Genomic DNA, 21,848 nt, shown 5'->3' on the forward strand with positions numbered 1-21,848 from the left:
TGTTGCCGGGTGGCCTGTCGGACAGTGGGGAATTCCTACGACGCCACGACGGCGACGAGCAGCGACGCGGCGCAGATGTGGGTACACATGGCGACGCCACCGTCGGCCCCGCCGCCGACGTCACCGAGTCACCGATCAGCCGCGGCGCAGCCTGAACTGGGCCCGCCCCTGCGCCCAAAGCTGTGAGGAGGGCCCTGTCTCTGTCAGGTCTCAGAGGATGATGCTGAGCTTTCCGTGTTCGTAAAGACTCTCGTGGTCGAGCACCACGACACGTCTCCGGACCCGGAACGACTCGCCATCGACGGCGAGTTCGAGCCGATACTTTCCGACGTAACAGTCAGAGCGTCCGTGCCCGAACCGGTACACGACGACATTCGCCGCCACATCGAGGTGCGTGCCCCGATCAGCGACGATCTCCACGTTGCTGATCATCCGATTCGTCCGCGACCGGGGATTCTCGCACCACACCTCGCCGTTGAGGATTTGTTCGATCCGCTGGCGCAGCCGGGCGGCGTTGTCGTCGATGAGCCCGAGCGCGTCGGCCGACTCGCCGCGGACGTCGGTGGCCGGCACCACGTAGTGGATGTCGTCGGTCAGCATCTCGTCGTACCACTCGCGCAGGCGCCACTCGTCGAGCAGCCGCGCCTCACGGAAGAGGAACTGGCTCACCCGGTGCCACAGCCGCATCCGGGCCGTCTCGTCTACCGCCGGCCCGGTGTTGATCGTGTCGGTGGTCATCGCCGTTGCGCCCCCTGCCTCTCGACCCGCTGAGTGACGTGGTGAGCTGCCTCGTGGTCGTCGTCGCCCTCGTGCATCAGCCGGTCCCACTGCCGCCAGAACTCGCGGGCCGGGAGCTCATCGGTGGTCTCGGGGACCTCCTTGGCCATACCGCGTGACAGGTCCGAGTAGCGGAGCGTGCGATTGAGGTAGCCCCGTTGACAGGACTCGATGATCTCGATGTCGTCGGGGGTGGCGAAGCCGGCGGGACCGAGGAAGGTCAGGTAGTGACTCTTACGCAGTTCCCGGATGTCCGGATCCTCGTCCTTGGGGGCCAGCGCGACGGAGGTGATGGCCATCTGGTCCGCGCCGACCGGGTCGATCTTGCGGATGGTGATCCCGATCGCGTCGATGATCATCAGATTGGGGAAGATCATCAACGCTCGATTGGCACCGGTGATCCGTTGGGCGCGTTCGGCGCCGAACCGTTCGACGAACCGTGCGGCCGTCGCTTCCATCCGTGACCTGACCTCGGGGGGGAACATCGGCGTCCAGTAGGCGAGCGGTCGGGCTGCCGCCGGTACCAACTCATTGGCGCCATGCCCCCGTCCGAGAGCGCGGGCGAAGCCGCCTCGTCGTCGCGGTGCCACTGTCCCGAGCGACTCGATGTAGCTCACGTAACGCTTGTGCAGGGCGCGGAAGTGGTAGATGTCGACGCTGTTCTCCATCATGAGCTTCCAGTTGGCCCGAGCCCCGTGCAATTGCGCGCCTTGGATCACCTCCATTCCGACTTCGGACTGGTCGGCGATCAGATCGAGGTACTCCGTCGCGCCCGCCAGATACTCGGTCAAGGCGCGTGGCTGCTCGGGATCGAAGGTCGCGAACACGAAACCCCGGTAACTGTCGCTACGGTGCCGCGCCAGGCTGAAGTCGGACTTGCGGAAGCCTGGGCCGTACCCGTCCGGGAGCGGAACTCCGACCAGGTCACCCTGGTTGGAGAATGTCCAGTCGTGGTACGGGCACCGGAACGATCTGGCCTGCCCGGCCGACTCTGAGCAAATCAGAGCCCCGCGGTGCGGGCAGCTGTTGGCAAGCACTCGAATCACTCCGTCGGAGCCGCGCGCCATGACCACCGGGCGCCCTCCGACGTCACGTGACACGTAGGAGCCCAGCGCGGGCACCTCCGATTCGTGCCCGACGTACAACCAGCAGCGATCGAAGATCTTGGTCATCTCCTGTGCGGCCACGTCGTCGTCGGTGTAGGCCCGGCGGTCCACCCGGAACGAGAAACTCTCAAGATCATCGAATACGATCTGGTCGTCCACCGGCCGCTGCAGTTCTATCGTCACTGCTCCCCCTTTCGCTGTAGCTTCTCGCCCATGCTGCCGACTATTTCTGCCGTGCGCGCTGCGGAATCGCCGCACTCGGGCTGCGCCGCGCGCAGCCGCGCCCGGTAGTCCCGGCCGGGATCCAGCAGATCGGCGACAGCGTCAGCGACCGCCTGTTCTGAGACGTCGACCGGCTCCAATGCCGTCCCGAAGCCCGCGGTTTCCACGAAGTACGCCTGGATGGGCTGATCCACAGCTAGCGGGATCACCAGCATCGGTGTCGCCGCCCGGATCGACTCCGCCACCGAGTTGTAGCCGCCGTGGGTGACGAACACGTCGGCGCGCTCAAGCACGTCGCGTTGTGGCACATACGGGGCGGTTAGCACGTCAGCGGGCAGCGCGAGTTCCTCGGCGAGATCTCCCACCGCGGCGATCACCTGCGCACCGGTCTTCACCGCCCCCATGATCACCGTACGTAGGAGGTCGGGCCGCCTGAAAAAGATCGTGCCGAAGGAGACGAACACCAGCGGACGGCCGGGGTCGATCTCCGCCAGGCCGGGAAAGGCGACCTCGTCGCCGCGCTTGCCCGCCGCACCCGGCAACCCGACCAGCTGCACACCGTCGTCGGTGACCGCTTCGTCCCCGACGAGCGAGGGAATCGTCGGCATCACATTGAGAATCGGCGAACGCGCCGAATGGGTGCGGGTCGACCACAACACCCCGTGCCTGGTCAGATAGTCGCCAACCTGTTCGTCGTACAGCCAGCGCCCTTGCCGACGCTCCTTCGGGCATACCCCGCCTAGGTTTGCCCAGATCATCCCGTAAGGCACACCGGATGCCTGCGCCCCGGCCATCGCTGCCGCCAACACCGGCAGCGAATCGAGCAGCGCGAAGTCCGGCGCCGTCGCCCGCAGCGCATCAGCCACCTCGTCCGCTACCGGTGACGATTCGAGCATCGGACCGATCTTTGCCGGGTCGTCGCTCCACGGCGCCATCTGGACCTGCCCGACCATGTGGACCTCCGCCGCGCCCAGGGCCTGGCGACGCTGCTCGCTGAGCGCGCCACCGTCCGCGGACACCAAAAGCAGCACAACCTCATTGCCGGCGGCTTGGAGCGCATTGACCACCGGAATGTACGGGTTGAGGTGACCATGCTGAGTCGTGGTGAGGAAGGCGATGCGCACTAGATCTCCGATCCATGGGAAAACGAACAGGCCGACTCAAGATCTGGGCCTGGATCAGCTGCAGCGGCCACGAATACGCACCCGGCCTTCAGCGACGAGTCGGGACCGCGACGCACGAGCGGCAGAACTCCGCCCGCAGGCACGCGAGCAAACCGGCAGGCGAAGGAAGCATTGACGTCCAGATACTGGTACGAGGTTCTGCGCATTCCCCAACGCCATTGGGGGGGGACACGGACCCGTCTACGTTAACTGCCCGAAACAAACTTGCGACAAAGGGCTCACCGCCTATACCGAGGCGGCTCCGGAAAGTGTGCCGCAAGGCATGATCGATGTCAATGCTCTGAAGTTGCCGGCACACCCACAACGCCGCCGGCTTTCCCAGGCTCCGCCTCGACCCTCAGCACGCAGGTCCGGTTCCTCGACAGCGAAGGCGTGGGGGCCGCGGGCTCACAACCCTTCGGTCGAGTCGCCGAATTTCATGCAATGGTGTCGATGAAGTTGAAATGTCACCTTGGCCGAGCTGTGAGCCGCGGTCACCGGCTAACCGGCCCCGGGGCGCAGACGAGGCCCCTACCTGAGATCCCCCGCTCTTCGGTAGGAGATTTTCCGGTCTTATTCCCAATACGGCGACGCGATCGGCCCGTAACGCACACGCTTTGCGGGCCGATTTTCGTGCTCGTCGAACACAGAAGGCTGACTATGAACACCGCTGTCACGCGCGCAGCGCGCGATGCCGGACCCCGGACCGCGGATGGCTGATCCGGCAAGCCTGAGTCCCCCTGCTTTTATGCAGTGGCTACCTGCTGCCGGCCGACGTAGACCAGCAACTGGCCGGAGGGATCCGGCAGTGATCCGGCAGGTTCGGCCTGCACGGCGTCGAGCACGACACGGGCCAGCGATGGGGCCTCGAAAACGTGGGCTGGAGGCGGCCCATCCGAGCCCACACATGAGCAAGGCCGCACAGCCAAATGGCAGTGCGGCCTTGCTCACAGGTGACTGGTCAGGTGGTCGCTGCGTCGGTGGGTAGCCAGGGACGGCCGGCGGCGAGTTCGGTGAGGGCGTTCATGATGTTGCGGCCGTGTGCGGTGGCGGTGGCGAGGTAGGAGCGGATCAGCTTCCGTACCTCATCCACGACTGCCTGACCGCCACCGAGGCCTACGACGGAGACGACGGCCAGCGCGCACACGCGATGACCGCCTACGCCCACCAGCTCGCCGCGCTGTTCCTCACCAAGCTCGGCGAAGGCGACCTCGCCTGGACCGCGGCCAGTCGAGGACTGGCCGCCGCCAACGCCAGCGACGACCACGTCGTCATCGGCTCGCTCAGCCGCTCCGCCGCGCACTCTCTGATCGCGATCGGCGAATACGCGCAGGCCCGAGGCCTCGCTGCCACCGCAGCACAGTTCCTCGAACCACGGCTGACCAAGCCCACACCGCAGTTGCTGTCGGTCTACGGCAGCCTGCACCTCGTATGCGCTCTCGCCGCCGCCCGCGACGACGACCGCGCCTCCGCGGACACCCGCATCGCCGAAGCCGACGCCGCTGCGACCCAGCTCGGCACCGACGCCAACCACGTCTGGACGGCCTTCGAACCCACCAACGTGTCGATCCACAAGACGACCGCGGCGATGGAACTCGGCAACGTGCAACGCACCATCGCCATAGGTACCCCACTCGATACCGGTGCCCTGCCCATCGAGCGGCAGGCCCGCCACGCCATCGAGACCGCGCGAGCGCTGGCGCGCTGGAACCGCATCGACGACGCCCTCGGCGCACTGTTGGACGCGGAGGTCATCGGCCCAGACCAGGTGCGCTACCACCGGCTCTCCCGCGACCTCGTCCGGGACATCCTCATCCGCCCCCGGCCGCCCCGACTGGCCGTCGAACTCAGCGAACGGATGGGCGTCCGGTCGGGTGGACCGCGCTGGTAGCCGTCGTCAGACCAGCCGTCTCGTATAACCGGCCGCCACCAGCCGCTCGAAGGCGGCCCGCACCTCGTCCGGCATCTCCTGTGGGATCGCGAACCCCCGCTCGGCGTACACCTCGATCCGCTGGGTGTCACCGACCAGCATCTCCACCACCCGCCGCGGGTCACCGATGCTGCGCACGTAGTCATCGAGTGCCAACGGGTTCGACGCGCACACCACGTCGACCTCCGGCCACATCAGCCTGCAAGTGGCGTACGCCCGACGCTGCTGGTACGGCCGCGACATGATCAGCACTGACCGCACCGGGATACGCCGTTCAGCCAGGAGCTGCCGGCTGTACTCCAGGTTCTGGGCGGTGTTCGTCGCCCGTGGCTCCACAAGAATCGAGCCTGCCGGCACGCCCTGCTCCATCGCGTACTCGCGGTAGTGCACGGCCTCGCCGCGAGGGAATCGCTCCACAGTCGTCGGCGCGTTCGCCCCGGTGAACACGATCCAGGGAAACAATCCCTCGTGGAACAAGCGCGTCGCGATCACCGCGACACCAAGGTCATGGCTGCCCAGCCCGATCCCCACGTCACACGGCCGCACCTCGTGGCCCATGTCGTGGTAGCGCCACAGCGTCTCCACCTCGACACGGATCTCGTCAGGGATCGACTCAGCCGGCGCCGCCGCGTGCTGGTTCATCAACAGGTACCAGGCAGGACCGTCACCGCAGCCCCTCGTCGGTTCTTCCCAGTGCCGCCAGGCCCGCCCTCGCTACCTCCAGCGGCACGACAGCGGCGACCGCTTCATCCTGCTCGCTGAGGTAGACGACCTGCCCCTCACGAACACTCCGCAGCAGCTCAGGCAGCAAAGCCGAGACCGGGAGGTCATCCGGCGTGGCGTAGGTCCGGTCCGTCACCGGTCATGGTCGCGGTCTTCGTCCGGACCACGTCCCAGGCGCGCTGTAGCGTCCTGAACGGTGCGGCGAGCGTGCCCGGGTTGGCGTCGTTTCCGCCGGGTGCGACGTACAGCGTCTCCTGGACTGCAGCCAGAGCCGGAGCCTGGTCTGCGAACACGGCTGGCAGCGCGGCGGAGACGAACACCGCCAGCGCAAGTCTTCCGGCACGGACAACAGATCTCGTCTCTTCTCCTCTCCCTCCGCTCCCGTCGACGGACCGTGCCTCGCCGAGGCGGTACGCCCCGTGTACGCCACAGTCGGGCCGTCACCCGGAGGCCATTGAGATACCGCGCCGCGCAATGGGCACGGGCCCGCCCTCGGCGTACGCGCGGTCGGGTGTGCCAGGTCAGGCGTTCTGCACCTGCCACTTCTGGTTGTCGCCGCCCCAGCATGCCCAGAGCTGGACCTTCAAGGTGGTGGTGTTCACGTCCAGGCAGAGGCCGGACTGCGCGCCGCGGATCGTGCCGTCGCCGCCGATCGTCCACCGCTGGTTGTCGCCGCCGTTGCATGCGTACGTGCCGACGACGGTGCCGTTCGCCGTCCCCCGGTTGTACGCGTCGAGACACCGCTGGCCGGCAAGAGCGGTGATCTGGCCACCGGTCGTCACGGTCCACCGCTGGGCGGCGGTGTCGTTGCAGGCGTACACCTGGACCTGGATGTTTGCGGTCGTCGCGCCGGGGATGTCCAGACACTGCCCGGTGCCCACGTTCCGCAGCCGGCTCACCCGGTCCGGTGTGCCGCCGTCGGTCAGGCCCCAGGCGTACCGGAGGCGATCGAGACCGCTGGCGTTGGGGGTGCTGAGGGTGAGGTTGGTGCCGGTGCCGTGCAGCTTCTGCATGGCGTACCAGTCGTCGCCCTGGCCGGCGGTGACCTTGCCGCCCAGGGCCGGCCAGTAGATCGAGCCGATCCGCAGTTCCCGCAGCACATCGGTGGTGGCGCGAAAGTAGCGTACGAAGTTGTCGGCGCTGGCGGCGTCGTGGTAGTTGAGCCCGGTGTCCATCGGCGCGCCGAACTCGTCCATCACGGTACGGGCGGCGCAGGAGCCGATCGCGTCCCTCAGGAACGCCACCCACTGGTCGTAGGTCTTCGCGCCGCTGAAGAAGGTGTAGTGGTGCAGCGACACGATCGTCCCGTCGAGCCGGCGGTCGGCGCACATCGACTTGATGTCGGTGTTCAGGCCGGCACCGCTGACGAAGACCCGGTGGCGGGGTATCGACGGACGGGCGGTGAGCCAGTTGTTGACCACGTTCGCCCATTCCGCGGCGCTGTGCCCGCCCGGCTCGTTCATCGGCTCGAAGTACACCAGGTCGTTGCTGCCGTACCTGGCGACCACGGTGTCCCACATGGTGTTGAAGGCGGTGGTGTTGACGATCCGACCGCCGCTGGCGGCCACGCCGTCCTCCCAGTAGGAGAGGACGACCTTGAGGCCCTTCGCGGTGGCCGCGTCGATCGCACCGGTGTACGCGTTCCACCAGCTCGTACCGACGGTGTAGGTGTTGATCGGCAGCCGGACCGTGTTGGCGCCCAGGTTGGTCTGGAAGCCGGTGTAGATCGCGTTGGCCTTGGCCACCACCGTCGCGTAGCTGTCGGAGCTGCTCAGCCCGTGCAGGACCAGCGGTCCGCCGTGGAAGTTGTCACCCAACCTGGCCCAGTTGACACCACGGAACTGGCTGGTGTCGGCGGCGGCGGGTGAGGCACCGCCGAGCACGGCAGTCGGCACCGCCACGAGAGCGGCCAGGGCGCAGGTGAGCATCCGGCCCAGGTAGCGAGGTGAGCGAGAGCGGAACATTGTCGTTCCCTTCTGTGCGGTGCCGACTGTCGTGCTCATCAGCTCAGGCCCGGGCCCAGCGCTGGTTGGCGCCGCCGTGGCACCCCCACACGATCACCGCGGAGCCGTTGGCGGTGCTGGCGCCGTTGACGTCCAGGCAGAGCCCCGTCTGTGCGTTGCTGATCGTGGAGTTGCTGTTGATCACCCATTGCTGGTTCGCCCCACCGTGGCAGTCGTAGATCTGCACCCGGGTGCCGGCGGCGGCGTTGTTCGGTACGTCCAGGCACTTGCCCATCACCTGCAACGCGCGCCCGTTCTGGGTGAACTGCTGGTTGGCGTTGCTGTGGCAGTCCCAGATGATCATCTGTGCGCCGTTGGCCGAACTCGCACCGTTGACGTCCAGGCACCGGCCGGACCCCTCGTTGCGGAACCTGTTGCCGGTCGGATTCGGAGTGCTGCCGCCGTTCAGGGCGTCGAGGACCGCCGTGTACGCGGGCTTCTTGTTGCCGGCGCAGTCGAAGAGCAGGGCGTTGTCGCCGCCGCGCCAGGAGTCACAGTCCCGTACGCCCCACACGGTGATGCCGGTGCAGCGCGAGATCGCCAGGCAGGCGCGGGTGACGGTGGCGTAGATGTTGGCCTGGTTACCGCCCTGGGTGACGTCCAGCTCGGTGATCTCCACGTCCACGCCGAGGTCGGCGAAGCGTTGCAGGTTGGCCTGGTAGTCGCCGGCGATGGTGGTGCCCAGGTGGGACTGGAAGCCGACGCAGTCGATGGGGACGCCGCGTTGCTTGAAGTCGCGCACCATGTTGTAGATGCCTGTCGACTTGGCGTTGATCCCGTCGGTGTTGTAGTCGTTGTAGCAGAGCTTGGCGCCAGGGTCGGCCGCGCGGGCGGCGCGGAAGGCCGCCTCGATCCAGTCGTTGCCGGTGCGTTGCAGGTTCGAGTCGCGCCGGGCGCCGCTGCCGCCGTCGGCGAAGGCCTCGTTGACCACGTCCCAGGAGTAGATCTGCCCCCGGAAGTGGCTGGCCACCTGGGTGACGTGGTTGATGGCGGCGTTGCGCAGGTCACCGCCGGACAAACCCTGCGCCCAGCCGGGCTGCTGGGCGTGCCACAACAGGGCGTGCCCCCGCACCTTCATCCCCCGCGATCGGGCGTGGTTGACGATGCGGTCACCGGCGCCGAAGTTGAACACGCCCCGCTGCGGCTCGGTCGCGTCCCACTTCATCTCGTTCTCGGCGACCACGCTGTTGAACTCGCGGTTCAGCACCGTCATGTACGTGTTGTCGTTGAACTTGTACGTGCCGACGGCGGCACCGAAGTAGCGGCCCTTCTCCGCCGCCGAGGTGCCCAACGTGGTGCCCGCGTTGGCGGCACCGCTGGGCACCAGCACCGTGCCGGCCACCAGCAACCCGACCGCCAGCGCGCGCATCGTCGCCATGGTCGACCACCGTCGTCGCGGAGAACCGCTCGGATGTACGAGATTCTTCATGTGTCTCAGCACCCTTCCAGAGTCGCGTCACTTCGACGGGTTAGCGCTAACATCGCCCGGCGACTCGCGTGCTCAGGGGCAGACCACAGGAGACGACACAACGCTACGCATCGATGGCAGTGAGATTGCCACAAAGTTACGGGACGCTCAAGAAGTTCAGCCCAAAGACCGGAAAAAAGCAGGTAAGACGAGTGCGCCGCCCCGACCGGACAGCTCGACCACAGCGCCCTCCGATCGATGGGAGTCACAGCTTGGAGATCCACAGCGGTGAGCCACGTCGGTTGCGCCACCACCATGGCGTGCAATGTGCACGTGAACACGAGCCGCTCTGACCCACGTCACGGACGAACCGGCGGCGGCCGGGCGATCGGCCGTTGATGCGCGGCGGCGCGCCGATCCGACCTACCTGGCCCACCCGGGCCGGTCGGCGCGGTGGTCGTCAGACGGAGCCCGCAGCTCTGACGCCGCGTTCACTGGCTGGATCAGCGGCCGTCGCCTTCCCAGCCGTGTTACCCGCCCCGGTCGCCAGACCCAGGTCGGCGGGGTAGCCGTCGAACCGGCGTAGGCCCAGCTTGCGCACTGCCACCGACCACGGCGTCTCGGTGGCGAGCACGGCCAAATGCTCGAAGTTCGCCAGATACGACTCACCGCGGGCCACCCGCTCGGCGAGGATGTACGGCTCCAACACGCTCCACGCCTCTCGGGCGCGGAAGCCACCTGTGCCGATCAACAGCGCCGGGTCGACGACGTTGAAGGCCAGCATCTGACCCAGGCCGTTGTAGTACAACGCGATCCGGTTCACATGCTTACGGGCGCCCGGCGGAAGATCGCTGACCCGCAACTCCGGCGAGCACCTCACCCTCAGCTCGGTGAGCACGAACTGCTGGCTGTCCAGGAAGGCGTCGCTCATCCGGTCCCGTGTGAGCAGCTCGATCGCGACCAGGGTGTGGTTCGCGCTCTGCGACAGCCGCAGTTGCCGGAGCGCGAAGAACACCGAGACCCCGACGGTAATCACCGAGACCGCGGCCACGACCGCGTTCGTCACGATCGCAACATCCATGGCGGTCATCGTACGAAGGCCACTCCACCGGCAGCCGATTCCGCACCTCCGGTCAGTGCATTGATAAAAGTGGATGTAGTGGACGCGCTCCCAGACTGCGTACTCCATTCCACCTGCTCAAGGAGCTGAGAACATGTCGCGACAGCGATGGCACCCGGTCCCCGCGCTGGCCGGGTTGCTCGTTCTGGTCCCGTCCGCGCTCGTGTCGGCGTCGGTCATCGGCACCGCCACGGCCGGCGCACCCCGCCCCGGCAGGGTGCCCCGCACCGAGCTGACCGTGGTATCCGAACAGGTGGCCTTCGGACTGCAGCGTCCGATCGCGCTCACCGGGCTGCCGGACGGGAGGATGCTGATCGCGGAGAAGCGAGCCAGCGAACCGCTGAAACCCGGGCGAGGGCCGGCGGCCATCCGCAGATCGTCGTCTGCGCCGCCGGCCCCAGCGCCGACGTTCAACCTATTCGATCAGTCCAGGCGGCATCGAGGATCACCTTGTACGCGCTGATCCGCCCGGGCGACAGCGTCAGTCGCTCGTGGGCGAGCAGCTCACCTGTCGTCGGGTCGAAGATCAGAAGGGACTGCGCGTCGTGTTCGCGGTCATCGAAGGTGACGGCGACCCCGTCCCGACCGGCGCGATCCGTCACCTGCCCCCGCCAGCGGAAGCCAGGCACGTCGGCGAGGACCCGCAGGATCTCCGCTCGCGTCGCACGCGGTATGACGAACCGCGCATACAGAGTGCTGACCTCCTTACTCGCGGCGCCCGGCCCGTACCCGACCTTGAGCAGTTCGCGCAGCCGCGACGGGTCGGCCGACGGCGGCGTCAGCTCCATGGGCGGCAGCGGGATCATGATCGGAGCCGCCGCAGCGTCAACTGCGGGACGCGAGTCCAGGTTGCGTTGCCAGTAGTCGCGGGACTCCTGGTCCGGGTACTGCGGCTCCAACTGTTTGTTGATCTGGCTGCCGGTCCCGTCGGCGGCCCGCCAGACCTTCGTCTCACCGGCGAAGGCGACGTGGTGACGGCCGTCGGCGGAGGTCATCACCGGATCGCCCCACACCTTCGTATGGTGGTACATGTAGCGGCCGCCGAGGTGCTCGTACTCCGCGTCCTTGATCTTGCCGGCCAGCGCGCGCAGTTGCGGCCCAGCCTCCGGCGGGTCCGTATCAAACTGGTACGAGACCGGCACGAGCACCGATCCCGCTACGCTCCCGGGCCCGCCCGCAACATCCGGTGCGGGCCTGTCGAACGGCTGAAGAACGGCCACGACACCGACCACGACCGCCAGCGTCCCAGCCGCCAAAACCAGCCGGCGGGTCGAGCGTACGCGACGACGCCCGGCGACCATCTCGGTGCTGCCGGCGCGGTTGATCAGTTCCTGTGCCGAAACCGGCGGCGTCGCGACGGCGGCGGTCCGGGCCGGGTCGACCGGGCCGAGGAGACTACGGGTGCGCTCTGCTCCGAACATCACACTTCCTCTCGCATGGTCGCCAACACGGGGCGGCGCCGGGACTGAGCGGGACGGTCCGACATCGCCTCGGCGAGGCGGCGGCGGGCGCGATGCAGGCGCACCGCCGCAGTCGCCCGAGTGCAGCCAAGAACCTGGGCCGCCTCGGACACCGTCAACTCCTCCCAGCCAATCAGCCGGAGAATCTCCTGATCGGGTTCGCTGAGAATGGCCAGCGCAGCCCGGACGTCGGCGACCCCGACAGTGGTGTCGGCACCCGACGAGCTGGCGACCCGTGCCAGGTCGGCACCGGTGATGGGCAGGACATCGGGGGCACCGCGCCGCGACCGCCAGTGGTTCGCAAGGAGCCGCCGGGCCACCCCGTACAGCCAGGGCAGGCTGCGGTCCGGCACCTCGTTACGACGACGCCAGGCGACGACGAAGACCTCCTGGGCGAGCTCCGCCGACGCGTCGGAGTCCGCGAGTCGGCGCAGGCCATACCGCACTACGTTCGCGTACTCGGCAACGTAGAGGCCGGTGAACCAGCCCTCGTCCCTTTTCTTCGGTGGACCCACCCGAACCCCCATCGCCTCGGTGCCTCTCACCCTGGCTTGTGTCGCGACGGGCCCAACGATTACCGGCGAGCCGATCCGAAAATGTAGCGGTGGCGGCGCATCGACGACCTGCGGAATGCGGGGCTAGCTACCCGGCTACGGGACCAGGTGTTTCTCGGCTCCGGTCAGCCCCCCGGCGCGGACGACGATGTTCAGCGCCTCAACGGCCAAGCGGGTGAGGTATCGATCAGCCGCGTGCCGGTGAACCGGGATCCTGTTCCCAGCTGACCTCACCGAGGTCCGCGCCGGTGATCCGGCAACCTCGGATGCTCTGGCCCGCAAGCTGCTCACCACGCCAGGAAACCCCGTCGACAAGACCGTCGCGGACGTCATCGTCGGAAAGTTCAGAGACGTGGTCGAGGTCCTCCGGATCGAGGTCCGGCACAAGAATTGTCACGTCGCCCACGGTGGTCGTCCGCATGTCTCCTCAACCTGTCTGGGCGCGGGGTGGGCACGCCACCCCGCATCGAATGATGTCGCCGGTCGACGGGCTACGACTTCTTCTTGTTCCAGTTGTCCCAGGCGGGGCGGCTGTCGAAGTTCCCCTTGTTGTCCCAGGTGGGACGGTTGAAGAACTTCGCCGCGCCGATCGACGCTACCGCGCGAGTCGGGTCGACACCGAGGAGAGCGAGACGGTCCGGCGCGGCATTGAGAAGCGCGGCGAGGGCGTGGGTCATGACGGTCCTCCTTGAGGGGTGAGGTGATCCGCAGCAGCCCGGATCAGGGCTTGCCGGGTCGTGCGGCAGTAGGCGGTCTCCCGCGTGGTGAAGGTGCCGTGCTCGAAGTAGCGATTGCCGGCCTGCGCACCCCGGCAGAAGTCGTAGAAGCCGCAGCGGTCGGCGCAGCCGTTTATCGCCGTCACGAACTCGGTGACGTACCGCAGCTCGCCGGCACGGGCCAGCATGTCGCCGATCGGCTCAAGCCGTCGCAACCGGCACGGACATCAGCCGGCGGGACCGCCGGTCGGGCAGGTAGCAGTAGGTGCAGTCCAGGTTGCAGAAGCTGGTGGGCTGTAGGACCAGGGTGTGAAACCTGCCGGCGATCGCAGGACTTCCCAGTGCGGTGATGACCCCGATGTCGCGCACGCTCATGCTTCCTCCGGTGTCTGCGGGTCGGCCATAGGCGGGCGGCGGCTGCGGTGCTGGGTGGGCCAGCCGAGGAATCGGTCGAAGACATCGGCGGTGCTGCCGGTGTTGTCGGGGTGGAGTTGGTGTAGATCGTCGATCGCGTCGTGCAGGCAGCTGGCCAGGTAGAGAAAGAGACTGACCGGGCTGTCCCGGTACTCCGCCAGAAGGGCGAGCTTCGCCGCGCCGCACGGCCATGGCTGGCCGCACCGCCGGCACAGCCACAGCGGCCGCATGGGCAAATGCGGCCGGGACGCCTCGGCGCGGACTGCCTCGACCGGCCGCCCTGGCAGAGCCGGCGGCCGTAACGGCAGATGCGCCGATGGCGCGGGCGCGGGTCGGTGTCCGTCGCTGTTCATCGGGGATCGCGCTCCCGTGCCTGCCGCTCGAACACGATCTGCCAGGCGTACGTCAGCAGCGGCGGATCGGCCGGTCCCGGCTGTTTCGGTGAAGCCGATGTCGACCGGCCTCGCGGCAGGTCGCCCGTTTTTGCGTTGCGGGAGATGTACACGGTCACGGCCGGCCCCTACCTGGACTCGGGGTGTGAGTGCGGTGGGCTTGCCGACATGCCGGCAAGCCCACCGCCGTCGGCCAGCGGCGGGGAGCAGACCGTCGGCCACCCGTCCACGCAGCCCTGATGGCGGTACGCGAGCGAGGAATCACCCGTGCGGTCGACGGAGTGCCCGGCGCGAGCACTTGCCGATGCGTCGGGTCGCATTCCGGCCTGCCGCCGTGAGGCACGTCCATCTGGATCTCCCTGACGTGAGATTGCCGCTGACCTGCCGGAGCGCTTGGGGAAGCGGCATACCGGCACGTCCAGCCTGGTCCGGGGAGGCGGGTAGACGGAATGTCCGAGCGGTGCACTGGCGGTGCACCCGCCGTCACCCCACGTGCCGGTACGATCATCAGGCCGAGGACTGTCCGTTTCGGAAGGACGTGCGATGGCTCCGGTGACGACCTGGACCGGCCGGGAGGCGAATGCGCTGCGCAACGCGCTCCGGATGAGCGTGACCGCCTTCGCCGAACACCTGGGCGCGGCCCGACGGACGGTGGCCAAGTGGAGCAGCCAGGGCGGCAAGGTTCTTCCGCGCGCCGACATGCAGGCTGCGCTGGACACCGTGCTGGCCCGAGCCACACCCGACGCGCGGGAACGCTTCGAGGCCCTGCTGGGGCCGGGCACCGGCGGTGCAACCGTGGGCACCAGGCTGCCGGATGCCGGCGTGGATACGGATACTGGCGGTGACGGACAAGGCGACTCGGGCTCGGATGGTGACGTGCGACGAAGAGATCTGCTACGCGGGGCGACGATCGGCGTCGCCGCTCTGCCGAATGTCGCGCCCCTCCTCGACGCGCTCGTCTCGCCACGCCATTCGAACGCGGTGGCGCTGTCCGCTCAGCAGTTTTCCCGCGCCGTGGCCGCTGCGAAGATCGACTACCAGGCATGCCGGTACGAACTCGTTCTCGACCAGCTCGTAACGCTGCTGCCGGCACTCGAGCCCGCCAGGACCGGTGCGCAGGGCGAGCAGAGAACGCGAATCGAAGTCCTGGCTGCGGACCTGTACCACGTCGTCGGCAGCGTCCTGCTCAAGGTGGGCGACCGAGGGTTGGCCCTGGTCGCGGCCGAGCGCAGCACCCGAGCCGCTGCGGCGAGTGAGGATCCGGTGGCGCTCGCCACGAGTGCTCGGATCATGACCCACGCTCTGCTGAGCAACGGCCACAACGAGCAGGCAGTGACCCTCGCCGGCAACGCAGCCGACGTACTCGATCGGGACACGCGCCTCGCGTCGGCTGACGCCGTGGCCGTCTACGGCGCCCTCGTCCTTCGAGGGGCCGTCGCCGCCGCGCGCAGCGACGACCGTGACACGGCGCAATCGATGCTCGATGAGGCAGGCCGCGCCGCAGCCCGGCTCGGCTACGACGGCAACGACCGGTGGACCGGCTTCGGCGCCGCCAACGTCCTGCTCCACCGGGTCAACGTCGCCCTTACCCTCGGCGATGCCGGCACGGCCATCGGCATCGCGCGCACGGTACCGCTGGACAAGGTGACGCTCGCCGAGCGCAAAGCGTCCCTCTACGTGGATGTCGCCCGCGCCTACACCCAGTGGGGACGCTACGACCACGGCCTGACCGCGCTGCGCACCGCGTACGAGGTGGCACCCGAGGAGGTCCGCTGTCGCCCAGCCGTCCAACGCATCGCCACCGACCTCGCGACCCTTGCCAAGGGTTCCGCCCGCACCGCCGTCGTCGACTTCGCACGAGGGGCCGGGATCCGGCTGTGAGCGGCGGCCACCTGCAGATCGTCGTCTGCGCCGCTGGCCCCGCCGCCGACGTGACCCAGCTGATCAACACCGCGCAGAAGCACTCCTGGACAACAGCCGTCACCGCCACGCCCAACGGCATCGACTTCATCGACGTGCCGGCGATCGAGGAGTTGACCGGTGCTCCGGCGCGATCCAGCTACCGGCAAGCCCCCGGCGACCGCCGCTCGCTACCCGCCGCCGACGCCCTGGTCATTGCACCCGCGACATACAACTCGATCAACAAGATAGCCCTCGGCCTCGCCGACAACTACGCGATGACCTCAGTCGCCGAACTGATCGGACGGCAGGTACCGACCGTCATCGTCCCGTTCGTCAACGCCGCCCTCGCCGCCCGTTCGCCCTTCCGCCACGCCGTGGCAAGCCTTCGCGACGAAGGGATACACGTCCTGCTCGGCCCCGAAGACGGCTGGGAACCGCACCCGCCCGGCAGCGGCAAGGACCGGCAGTGCGCCTTCCCCTGGACGACTGCGTTCGAGGCAGCGACCCAACTTGCCAATGCGGATCGATCGGCCACCTCTGGCCACGGCTAGTCGCAATCACGCCAGGCCCGGACCTGACCCAGGCGTCCATGGGCATCGCACCGGTCCCACCGACGCCAATCCGGGTCCAACGGCTCCCGAGCACCCACCGAGCCACCACCCGCCACCGCCGTACGCGAAAAAGGCCCCGACCGGCAGAGTTCTACCAGGTCAGGGCCTTGCTCGGTGGTGCGCCGCCAGGGACTCGAACCCCGAACCCGCGGATTAAGAGTCCGCTGCTCTGCCAGTTGAGCTAGCGGCGCTCGTCGGCAACGGAGAGAACACTAGCATGCACTCTGAACCGGGTTCCAATCCGTTCCCCGGCTCCTCCCTTCGGTCGAGCTCTCCGGACATTTGGCGAGAAGCCCTCGCAAAGGGTGGGACGGGGTGATGCCCGGATGCAGCGGTGCGGCACGATGTCGGCCAGGTGCGCTAGGACAGGGGTGGGGATGGTTAGGTTCGCGCGGGCCGGGGCGTTGGTTGGTGCCCTGGGCCTGATGGCGTCGCTGGCGTTGTCGGGCTGTGGTGAGGAGCGGCCGGTGCCCGAGTTCGTGCCGGGGGCGACATCCGGGGCGACCGGCACGGCGACGCCGGTGGCACCGGCGACAGCGAGCGGGCCGCCGCTGGCGCTGAGTCCGGCCGACGGGGCCAAGAACCGGCCGGTCAGCGTCGAGATCGCCGCCGAGTTGCCGGGCGGCGGCGAGGTGTCGCGGGTCACGCTGAAGACCAAGGACGGCAAGAAGGTCGAGGGGAAGCTGCGTACGGACGGTTCCTCGTGGGTTCCGTCGGCGCCGCTGAAATGGTCCACCCGCTACATTGCCACGGTGACCGCGAGCCGGCCGGACGGCTCGGTCAGCGAGGGCACCAGCACGTTCACCACGATGGCGAAGCCGGGGTCGATGATCACCTCGGGGTTGTACCTGTTCGACGACCGGACGTACGGGGTGGCGATGCCGGTGGTGGCGGAGTTCCACCCGGGCATTCCGGAGAAGGACCGGGCCGCGGTGCAGAAGCGGATGTTCGTGCAGACCGATCCGCCGCAGCCGGGCGCCTGGCACTGGGTGGGCAACGGCACCCAGGCGTACTACCGGGCGCCGGAGTACTGGAAGCCGGGCACCAGGCTTTCCGTACGCATCGCGCTGGCCGGGGTTCCGCTGAGCAACGGGCGGTACGGCAACGTCGACCGCAACGCCACCGCGAAGATCGGCTCCGCCTTCGAGATGAAGGTGACCAACTCCGACAAGCAGATGCGGGTGTACGAGAACGGGCAGTTGGTCCGCACCGTGCCGGTGAGCCTGGGCAAGAAGAAGACGCCCTCGTCCAGCGGCACGCTGGTGGTGATGGAGAAGAAGGAGTCGACGGTCTTCGACACGATGGACGATCCCGACCCGGAGAACCGGTACGTCACCGACATCGACTTCGCGCAGCGGCTGACCTGGGGCGGCGAGTACATCCACGCCGCACCCTGGTCAGAGAACGTCCAGGGGCGGCAGAATGTCTCCCACGGCTGCGTGAACGTCTCCATGGCGAACGCCCGCTGGCTCTTCCAGCGTACGAAGATCGGTGATCCGATCACCGTCACCGGCACCGAGCGCAAGTTGGCGCCCGGTAACGGCTGGACGGCGTGGAACCTGAGCTGGTCGGATTTCGTCAAGGGCAGCGCGCTGCCGGTTCCGGAAGGTGGTGCCGGTCCGTCCGTGTGACCGGCAAGATATGTCACTATCCGGACATCCCGCTCCACGTGTTTCGGTTCACCTTCCGCAACGGGTACGTGTTCCTGTGCGTCTGTGAAGTGGACGGGCAGCGGACCACGACTGTGAGGACACCATGCGAGTTCGGGACCAGCGCAACCGGCGGCGGGAGGTGCTCGCCGCGGGAATGCTCGCCGTGGCCCTGGCGCTGACCTCCGCCTGCACGGGCGGCAAGGGCAGCGACGACGGGCCGGGCTGGCAGGACGGCGCCGAGCAGCCGGCCGCGAAGGCGTCGGTCAGCATCAGCGAGCCGGCCGCCGACGCGAAGGACGTTCCGGCCGCCACGGCGATCACCTTCGCCGCCGAGGAGGCCGAGGACACCACCGTGGAGCTGACCGACGCCGACGGTGCGGCGGTCGAGGGCAGTCTCGCCGCCGATGGCACGAGTTGGCTGCCGGCGCAGGCGTTGACGTACGGCGGTTCCTACACCGCCACGGTCACCGCGACCGGCGACGACGGGCTCCCGGTGACCGCGACCAGCGCTTTCACCGTGATGGCGAAGCCGGACAAGCAGGTGCGGATCAGCAGCTTCCTCGGCGACGACCAGACCGTCGGGGTGGCCATGCCACTGATCGTGAAGTTCGGCCGGGCCATTCCCGAGCAGTACCGGGCCGACCTGCAGCGCCGGATGACGGTGACCTCGACGCCGGCCCAGGAGGGCAGCTGGCACTGGGTCAGCCCCACCGAGGTCCGTTACCGGCCGAAGGAGTACTGGCAGGCGGGCAGCGAGGTGTCGTACCGGGTGCAGGCGGGCGGGCTGCCGCTGGGCGACGGCTGGTACGGCCGGGCCGACCTGACCGTCGACATCGCCATCGGGCCGAAGCTGGTCATGACGGTGGACAACAAGACCAAGCGGATGACCGTCACCCGGGACGGCAAGAAGATCAAGACGATCCTGGTGAGCCTGGGCAAGAAGAGCACCCCGTCCTCCAGCGGCACCATGGTGGTGATGGAGAAGCTGCGCAAGACGGTCTTCGACACGTACGACGAGTTGGGCCCCGAGGACGGGTACCGGACGAAGATCGACTATGCCCAGCGGTTGACCTGGGGTGGCGAGTTCATCCACGCCGCGCCCTGGTCGGAGGGGCAGCAGGGCACCACCAACGTCTCGCACGGCTGTGTGAACGTCTCGATGGCCAACGGCGCCTGGTTGTTCGACAACACGAAGGTCGGCGACCCGATCGTCGTCAAGGGCACCGAGCGCAAGCTGCAACTCGGCAACGGCTGGACCGACTGGAACGTCAGCTGGGACGAGTACGTCAAGGGCAGCGCCCTGCCGTACGAGCCGGCGGCGGCCGACCCGGACGTCTCGCCGAGCGAGACACCCACCGCCTGAACCGTCACGCGGTGGCCGCTGCGCCCGCAGGGGCCACCGCCGCGCTCCGGTAACGGATCAGGCCCCGTCCTGGGACGGGGCCTGATCGTTGGGGTGACTGATGGGAATTGAACCCACGACAACCGGGACCACAACCCGGTGCTCTGCCAACTGAGCTACAGCCACCATGCCGCCTCGCCCGGTCGAATGCCCGGGGCGGGTGCGGAGAAATCATACCCCCACCACGGCCGACCACGTCCATCGGGTTCCGGTGAACGCCGACCGGCGGTCGAACGCCGCTCAGAGCTCGGCGGCGATCGCCTTGGCGCTCTCCACGTCCGGGCCGGGCAGCGGCACGAAGATGGCGCGTCGGTAGTACTCCAACTCGCGGATGCTCTCCCGGATGTCCGCCAGGGCCCGGTGTGCCAGACCCTTCTGCGGCTGGCCGAAGTACACGCGGGGATACCAGCGCCGGCACAGCTCCTTGATCGAGGACACGTCGATCATGCGGTAGTGCAGGTGGGCGTCGAGGCGCGGCATGTCCCGGGCGATGAACCCGCGGTCGGTCGCGATCGAGTTGCCGCAGAGTGGGGCGGTGCGTGGATCCTTGACGTGCCGGGTGACGTAGTCGAGCACCCGTTCCTCGGCCTCGGCCAGGGTGATCGTGGAGCGGCGCACCTCGTCGGTCAGCCCCGACTTGCGGTGCATCGTCCGGACGATCTCCGGCATCGCGTCCAGCGCCGCGTCGTCGGCGTGGATCACCACGTCGACGCCGTCACCGAGCACGTTGAGATCGGGGTCGGTGACCAGTGCCGCGACCTCGATGAGCCGGTCGCCGCCGAGGTCGAGCCCGGTCATCTCACAGTCGATCCAGACGAGAAGATCAGCCACCGGGTCAGCCTACGCGCAGCCCATGCCCCGTGGCTGCGCGCCGTCGGCCGCACCGACCGCTAGGGTCTTTCCCGTGCCCGCGGAACCTGCCACACCGTCCAGCGTCGACCTCGACGACCCTGCTGGCCGCACGGCTCGCCGGATCATGGGTCTGCTGGCGCTGGCGGCGGTGCTTCCGGCGCTCTACCTTCCGGGGACCATCCACAACTTCTTCGACCTGAAGATCTACATGTCGGCGATGGACTGGTGGGCCGCCGGCAATCCGCTCTACGACTACGTGCAGCCCGACCGGGTGCAGGGTGAGCTGTACTTCACCTATCCCCCGTTCGCCGCCCTGTTGTTGTTGCCGTTCGCCGAGCTGAAGCTGGGCGCCACCGTGGCGATCTTCACCGGCCTGACCCTGCTCGGCGTGGTGATCACCACGAAATGGCTGCTCGACCCGGTGATCCGCCGGCACCACCTGCCGCACCTGTTCACCCTCGCGGTGGGGGTGCTGCTCGTGCTCGCGGTGGAGAGCACCCGGGAGACGATCACCTTCGGGCAGATCAACATGCTGCTGGTGGTGCTGATCCTGGCCGATCTGCTGTTCGCCGTACCCCGGGACAGCCGCTGGGCCGGGGTGGGCGTCGGGTTGGCGGCGGCGCTCAAGTTGTTCCCCGCCATCTTCGTGATCTACCTGCTGGCCACCCGGCGGTGGCGGGCGGTGGTGGTGGCCGGCGCGACCGCCGCCGGGGCGACCCTGCTCGCCGCGGCGGTCGCGCCCGCGGACTCGTGGCGGTTCTGGACGCACGAGTTGTGGGCCACCGACCGGGTCGGCCGCACCGACTACACCGGCAACCAGTCGCTGTTCGGCCTGCTGAGCCGGCTCACCGCGCCGGAGGAGCCGAGCCGGCTGGTCTGGCTGCCGCTGGTCGCGGCGGTCGTCGGGTACGGGCTGTGGCGGGCGGTGCGGGCGTCGCAGGCCGGGGACGCGCTCACCGGCCTGACGTTGACCGGGCTGGTCGCGGCACTGATCAGCCCGATCACCTGGACACACCACATCTACTGGTTCATCCCGGCGGTGGTGATCCTGGCGGACGCGGCGCTGAGCACCGATCCGCGCACCCTCGCGGGGGCACGGCGGCGCCGCCGGCTGGGGGCGTCCGCCGTCGGCCTTTCGGCGATCATCGTGTACGGCGTGGTGTCCTTCTACGACTTCGGTGTCGCCCCGGAACCGACAAGCACCCCCTGGGAGTTCCTGCTCCGCAACGTGTACGTGCTGCTCTGCCTGGTGCTGCTGGCCTTCCTGCCGGTGCGTGACCAGGCCGACGCACCTCGGAATCGTCGGGTAAAGACGGACACTCTTCCCGAGACGCCCATCAGCCGGTAATCTGCCCCTAAGGGGCACTACTTCCCCCACGGTCACCGATTTCCCCCGGTGAAGGGCGGCCCTCCGTGTCGGCAGCACGGAGGGCCGCCCCAC

The 21,848-nt window shown here is 68.3% G+C and carries 23 protein-coding genes, 2 tRNA genes and 1 pseudogene; 6 read left to right on the top strand and 20 right to left on the bottom strand.

Annotation, left to right across the window (positions count from 1 at the left end):
• Nucleotides 1-210: 210 nt before the first annotated feature.
• From KIF24_RS23280 to KIF24_RS34145, 4 genes are all read right to left on the bottom strand, one after another.
• A complete protein-coding gene (locus tag KIF24_RS23280) occupies nucleotides 211-738 on the bottom strand; it encodes an aromatic-ring-hydroxylating dioxygenase subunit beta (protein ID WP_221085843.1) in 528 nt (175 codons plus the stop codon).
• A complete protein-coding gene (locus KIF24_RS23285; protein WP_331461251.1) occupies nucleotides 735-2,141 on the bottom strand; it encodes an aromatic ring-hydroxylating oxygenase subunit alpha in 1,407 nt (468 codons plus the stop codon). Before KIF24_RS23285 ends, KIF24_RS23280 begins: the two co-directional genes overlap by 4 nt.
• A complete protein-coding gene (locus KIF24_RS34705; protein ID WP_221085844.1) occupies nucleotides 2,063-3,229 on the bottom strand; it encodes a nucleotide disphospho-sugar-binding domain-containing protein in 1,167 nt (388 codons plus the stop codon). The genes KIF24_RS23285 and KIF24_RS34705 overlap by 79 nt, the downstream gene beginning before the upstream one ends.
• Before the next feature lie 1,000 nt (nucleotides 3,230-4,229).
• Nucleotides 4,230-4,361 carry a hypothetical protein gene (locus KIF24_RS34145; RefSeq protein WP_269440636.1) on the bottom strand — a complete coding sequence of 44 codons (132 nt, stop codon included), beginning with the start codon at nucleotides 4,359-4,361 and terminating at the stop codon, nucleotides 4,230-4,232.
• Between the two features lie 57 nt (nucleotides 4,362-4,418).
• On the opposite strand from KIF24_RS34145, the gene KIF24_RS23300 reads away from it, so the two are divergent.
• Nucleotides 4,419-5,159, top strand: coding sequence for an XRE family transcriptional regulator (locus KIF24_RS23300; protein ID WP_221085845.1), 741 nt, complete (start codon nucleotides 4,419-4,421; stop codon nucleotides 5,157-5,159).
• Nucleotides 5,160-5,165: 6 nt separating this feature from the next.
• On the opposite strand, the gene KIF24_RS23305 is transcribed toward KIF24_RS23300, so the two are convergent.
• From KIF24_RS23305 to amcA (KIF24_RS34710), 13 genes and pseudogenes are all read right to left on the bottom strand, one after another.
• Nucleotides 5,166-5,846, bottom strand: coding sequence for a YdcF family protein (locus KIF24_RS23305; protein WP_221087512.1), 681 nt, complete (start codon nucleotides 5,844-5,846; stop codon nucleotides 5,166-5,168).
• Nucleotides 5,847-6,025: 179 nt separating this feature from the next.
• Nucleotides 6,026-6,214, bottom strand: coding sequence for a DUF1565 domain-containing protein (locus KIF24_RS23310; protein WP_221085846.1), 189 nt, complete (start codon nucleotides 6,212-6,214; stop codon nucleotides 6,026-6,028).
• Between the two features lie 228 nt (nucleotides 6,215-6,442).
• A complete protein-coding gene (locus tag KIF24_RS23315) occupies nucleotides 6,443-7,885 on the bottom strand; it encodes an RICIN domain-containing protein (protein WP_221085847.1) in 1,443 nt (480 codons plus the stop codon).
• A 43-nt stretch (nucleotides 7,886-7,928) separates the two neighbouring features.
• Nucleotides 7,929-9,293, bottom strand: a complete 1,365-nt coding sequence (locus tag KIF24_RS23320; protein WP_221087513.1) for an endo-1,4-beta-xylanase — start codon at nucleotides 9,291-9,293, stop codon at nucleotides 7,929-7,931.
• 499 nt (nucleotides 9,294-9,792) lie between these two features.
• Entirely contained in the window at nucleotides 9,793-10,413 is a 621-nt protein-coding gene (locus KIF24_RS23325; protein WP_221085848.1) for a DUF4760 domain-containing protein, read from the bottom strand.
• A gap of 449 nt (nucleotides 10,414-10,862) precedes the next feature.
• Nucleotides 10,863-11,873: a CU044_5270 family protein gene (locus KIF24_RS23330; RefSeq protein WP_221085849.1), complete on the bottom strand. Its 1,011-nt coding sequence runs from the start codon at nucleotides 11,871-11,873 to the stop codon at nucleotides 10,863-10,865.
• Nucleotides 11,873-12,457 carry an RNA polymerase sigma factor gene (locus KIF24_RS23335; RefSeq protein ID WP_331461252.1) on the bottom strand — a complete coding sequence of 195 codons (585 nt, stop codon included), beginning with the start codon at nucleotides 12,455-12,457 and terminating at the stop codon, nucleotides 11,873-11,875. The genes KIF24_RS23330 and KIF24_RS23335 overlap by 1 nt, the downstream gene beginning before the upstream one ends.
• Nucleotides 12,458-12,653: 196 nt before the next feature.
• Nucleotides 12,654-12,863: a hypothetical protein gene (locus KIF24_RS23340; RefSeq protein WP_221085850.1), complete on the bottom strand. Its 210-nt coding sequence runs from the start codon at nucleotides 12,861-12,863 to the stop codon at nucleotides 12,654-12,656.
• 94 nt (nucleotides 12,864-12,957) lie between these two features.
• On the bottom strand, nucleotides 12,958-13,143 hold the full coding sequence (gene amcA / locus KIF24_RS23345) for a multiple cyclophane-containing RiPP AmcA (RefSeq protein WP_221085851.1): 186 nt from the start codon (nucleotides 13,141-13,143) through the stop codon (nucleotides 12,958-12,960).
• Nucleotides 13,140-13,364: pseudogene (locus KIF24_RS23350) on the bottom strand (cyclophane-forming radical SAM peptide maturase AmcB); the annotation flags it as partial. The pseudogene KIF24_RS23350 and the gene amcA (KIF24_RS23345), both read right to left, overlap by 4 nt.
• A gap of 19 nt (nucleotides 13,365-13,383) precedes the next feature.
• A complete protein-coding gene (locus KIF24_RS23355) occupies nucleotides 13,384-13,557 on the bottom strand; it encodes a hypothetical protein (RefSeq protein WP_221087680.1) in 174 nt (57 codons plus the stop codon).
• Nucleotides 13,554-13,826 carry a hypothetical protein gene (locus KIF24_RS23360; RefSeq protein WP_230415854.1) on the bottom strand — a complete coding sequence of 91 codons (273 nt, stop codon included), beginning with the start codon at nucleotides 13,824-13,826 and terminating at the stop codon, nucleotides 13,554-13,556. The genes KIF24_RS23355 and KIF24_RS23360 overlap by 4 nt, the downstream gene beginning before the upstream one ends.
• A gap of 119 nt (nucleotides 13,827-13,945) precedes the next feature.
• Nucleotides 13,946-14,107 carry a multiple cyclophane-containing RiPP AmcA gene (amcA, locus tag KIF24_RS34710; RefSeq protein WP_331461253.1) on the bottom strand — a complete coding sequence of 54 codons (162 nt, stop codon included), beginning with the start codon at nucleotides 14,105-14,107 and terminating at the stop codon, nucleotides 13,946-13,948.
• 424 nt (nucleotides 14,108-14,531) lie between these two features.
• Here amcA (KIF24_RS34710) and KIF24_RS23365 point away from each other — a divergent pair, with 424 nt between their 5' ends.
• Nucleotides 14,532-15,869, top strand: coding sequence for a hypothetical protein (locus KIF24_RS23365; protein ID WP_221085852.1), 1,338 nt, complete (start codon nucleotides 14,532-14,534; stop codon nucleotides 15,867-15,869).
• Entirely contained in the window at nucleotides 15,866-16,441 is a 576-nt protein-coding gene (locus tag KIF24_RS23370) for a flavoprotein (RefSeq protein ID WP_221085853.1), read from the top strand. The genes KIF24_RS23365 and KIF24_RS23370 overlap by 4 nt, the downstream gene beginning before the upstream one ends.
• A gap of 175 nt (nucleotides 16,442-16,616) precedes the next feature.
• Here the strand turns inward: KIF24_RS23370 and KIF24_RS23375 are convergent.
• A tRNA-Lys gene (locus tag KIF24_RS23375) sits at nucleotides 16,617-16,692 on the bottom strand.
• A gap of 186 nt (nucleotides 16,693-16,878) precedes the next feature.
• On the opposite strand from KIF24_RS23375, the gene KIF24_RS23380 reads away from it, so the two are divergent.
• Both KIF24_RS23380 and KIF24_RS23385 read left to right on the top strand, forming a co-directional pair.
• Nucleotides 16,879-18,132, top strand: a complete 1,254-nt coding sequence (locus KIF24_RS23380; RefSeq protein WP_221085854.1) for a L,D-transpeptidase — start codon at nucleotides 16,879-16,881, stop codon at nucleotides 18,130-18,132.
• Nucleotides 18,133-18,256: 124 nt separating this feature from the next.
• Nucleotides 18,257-19,516, top strand: a complete 1,260-nt coding sequence (locus KIF24_RS23385) for a L,D-transpeptidase (RefSeq protein WP_221085855.1) — start codon at nucleotides 18,257-18,259, stop codon at nucleotides 19,514-19,516.
• An 89-nt stretch (nucleotides 19,517-19,605) separates the two neighbouring features.
• On the opposite strand, the gene KIF24_RS23390 is transcribed toward KIF24_RS23385, so the two are convergent.
• Nucleotides 19,606-19,681, bottom strand: a tRNA-His gene (locus tag KIF24_RS23390).
• Nucleotides 19,682-19,795: 114 nt separating this feature from the next.
• Complete coding sequence (gene orn, locus KIF24_RS23395) at nucleotides 19,796-20,386, bottom strand: oligoribonuclease (protein ID WP_221085856.1); 591 nt, start codon at nucleotides 20,384-20,386, stop codon at nucleotides 19,796-19,798.
• Between the two features lie 73 nt (nucleotides 20,387-20,459).
• On the opposite strand from orn, the gene KIF24_RS23400 reads away from it, so the two are divergent.
• Nucleotides 20,460-21,755 carry a glycosyltransferase family 87 protein gene (locus tag KIF24_RS23400; protein ID WP_221085857.1) on the top strand — a complete coding sequence of 432 codons (1,296 nt, stop codon included), beginning with the start codon at nucleotides 20,460-20,462 and terminating at the stop codon, nucleotides 21,753-21,755.
• The last annotated feature ends 93 nt before the right edge of the window (nucleotides 21,756-21,848 follow it).

Origin of the sequence: Micromonospora tarapacensis (assembly GCF_019697375.1) — a bacterium.
Lineage (GTDB): Bacteria > Actinomycetota > Actinomycetes > Mycobacteriales > Micromonosporaceae > Micromonospora > Micromonospora tarapacensis.

Coding starts and splice junctions, on each gene's coding strand:
- KIF24_RS23280 (WP_221085843.1), bottom strand. CDS start 738: ATGACCACCGACACGATCAACACCGGGCCGGCGGTAGACGAGACGGCC.
- KIF24_RS23300 (WP_221085845.1), top strand. CDS start 4,419: ATGACCGCCTACGCCCACCAGCTCGCCGCGCTGTTCCTCACCAAGCTC.
- KIF24_RS23315 (WP_221085847.1), bottom strand. CDS start 7,885: ATGTTCCGCTCTCGCTCACCTCGCTACCTGGGCCGGATGCTCACCTGC.
- KIF24_RS23320 (WP_221087513.1), bottom strand. CDS start 9,293: ATGCGCGCGCTGGCGGTCGGGTTGCTGGTGGCCGGCACGGTGCTGGTG.
- KIF24_RS23325 (WP_221085848.1), bottom strand. CDS start 10,413: ATGGATGTTGCGATCGTGACGAACGCGGTCGTGGCCGCGGTCTCGGTG.
- KIF24_RS23330 (WP_221085849.1), bottom strand. CDS start 11,873: ATGTTCGGAGCAGAGCGCACCCGTAGTCTCCTCGGCCCGGTCGACCCG.
- amcA (WP_221085851.1), bottom strand. CDS start 13,143: ATGACCCACGCCCTCGCCGCGCTTCTCAATGCCGCGCCGGACCGTCTC.
- KIF24_RS23355 (WP_221087680.1), bottom strand. CDS start 13,557: ATGAGCGTGCGCGACATCGGGGTCATCACCGCACTGGGAAGTCCTGCG.
- KIF24_RS23360 (WP_230415854.1), bottom strand. CDS start 13,826: ATGCGGCCGCTGTGGCTGTGCCGGCGGTGCGGCCAGCCATGGCCGTGC.
- KIF24_RS23365 (WP_221085852.1), top strand. CDS start 14,532: ATGGCTCCGGTGACGACCTGGACCGGCCGGGAGGCGAATGCGCTGCGC.
- KIF24_RS23380 (WP_221085854.1), top strand. CDS start 16,879: ATGGTTAGGTTCGCGCGGGCCGGGGCGTTGGTTGGTGCCCTGGGCCTG.
- KIF24_RS23385 (WP_221085855.1), top strand. CDS start 18,257: ATGCGAGTTCGGGACCAGCGCAACCGGCGGCGGGAGGTGCTCGCCGCG.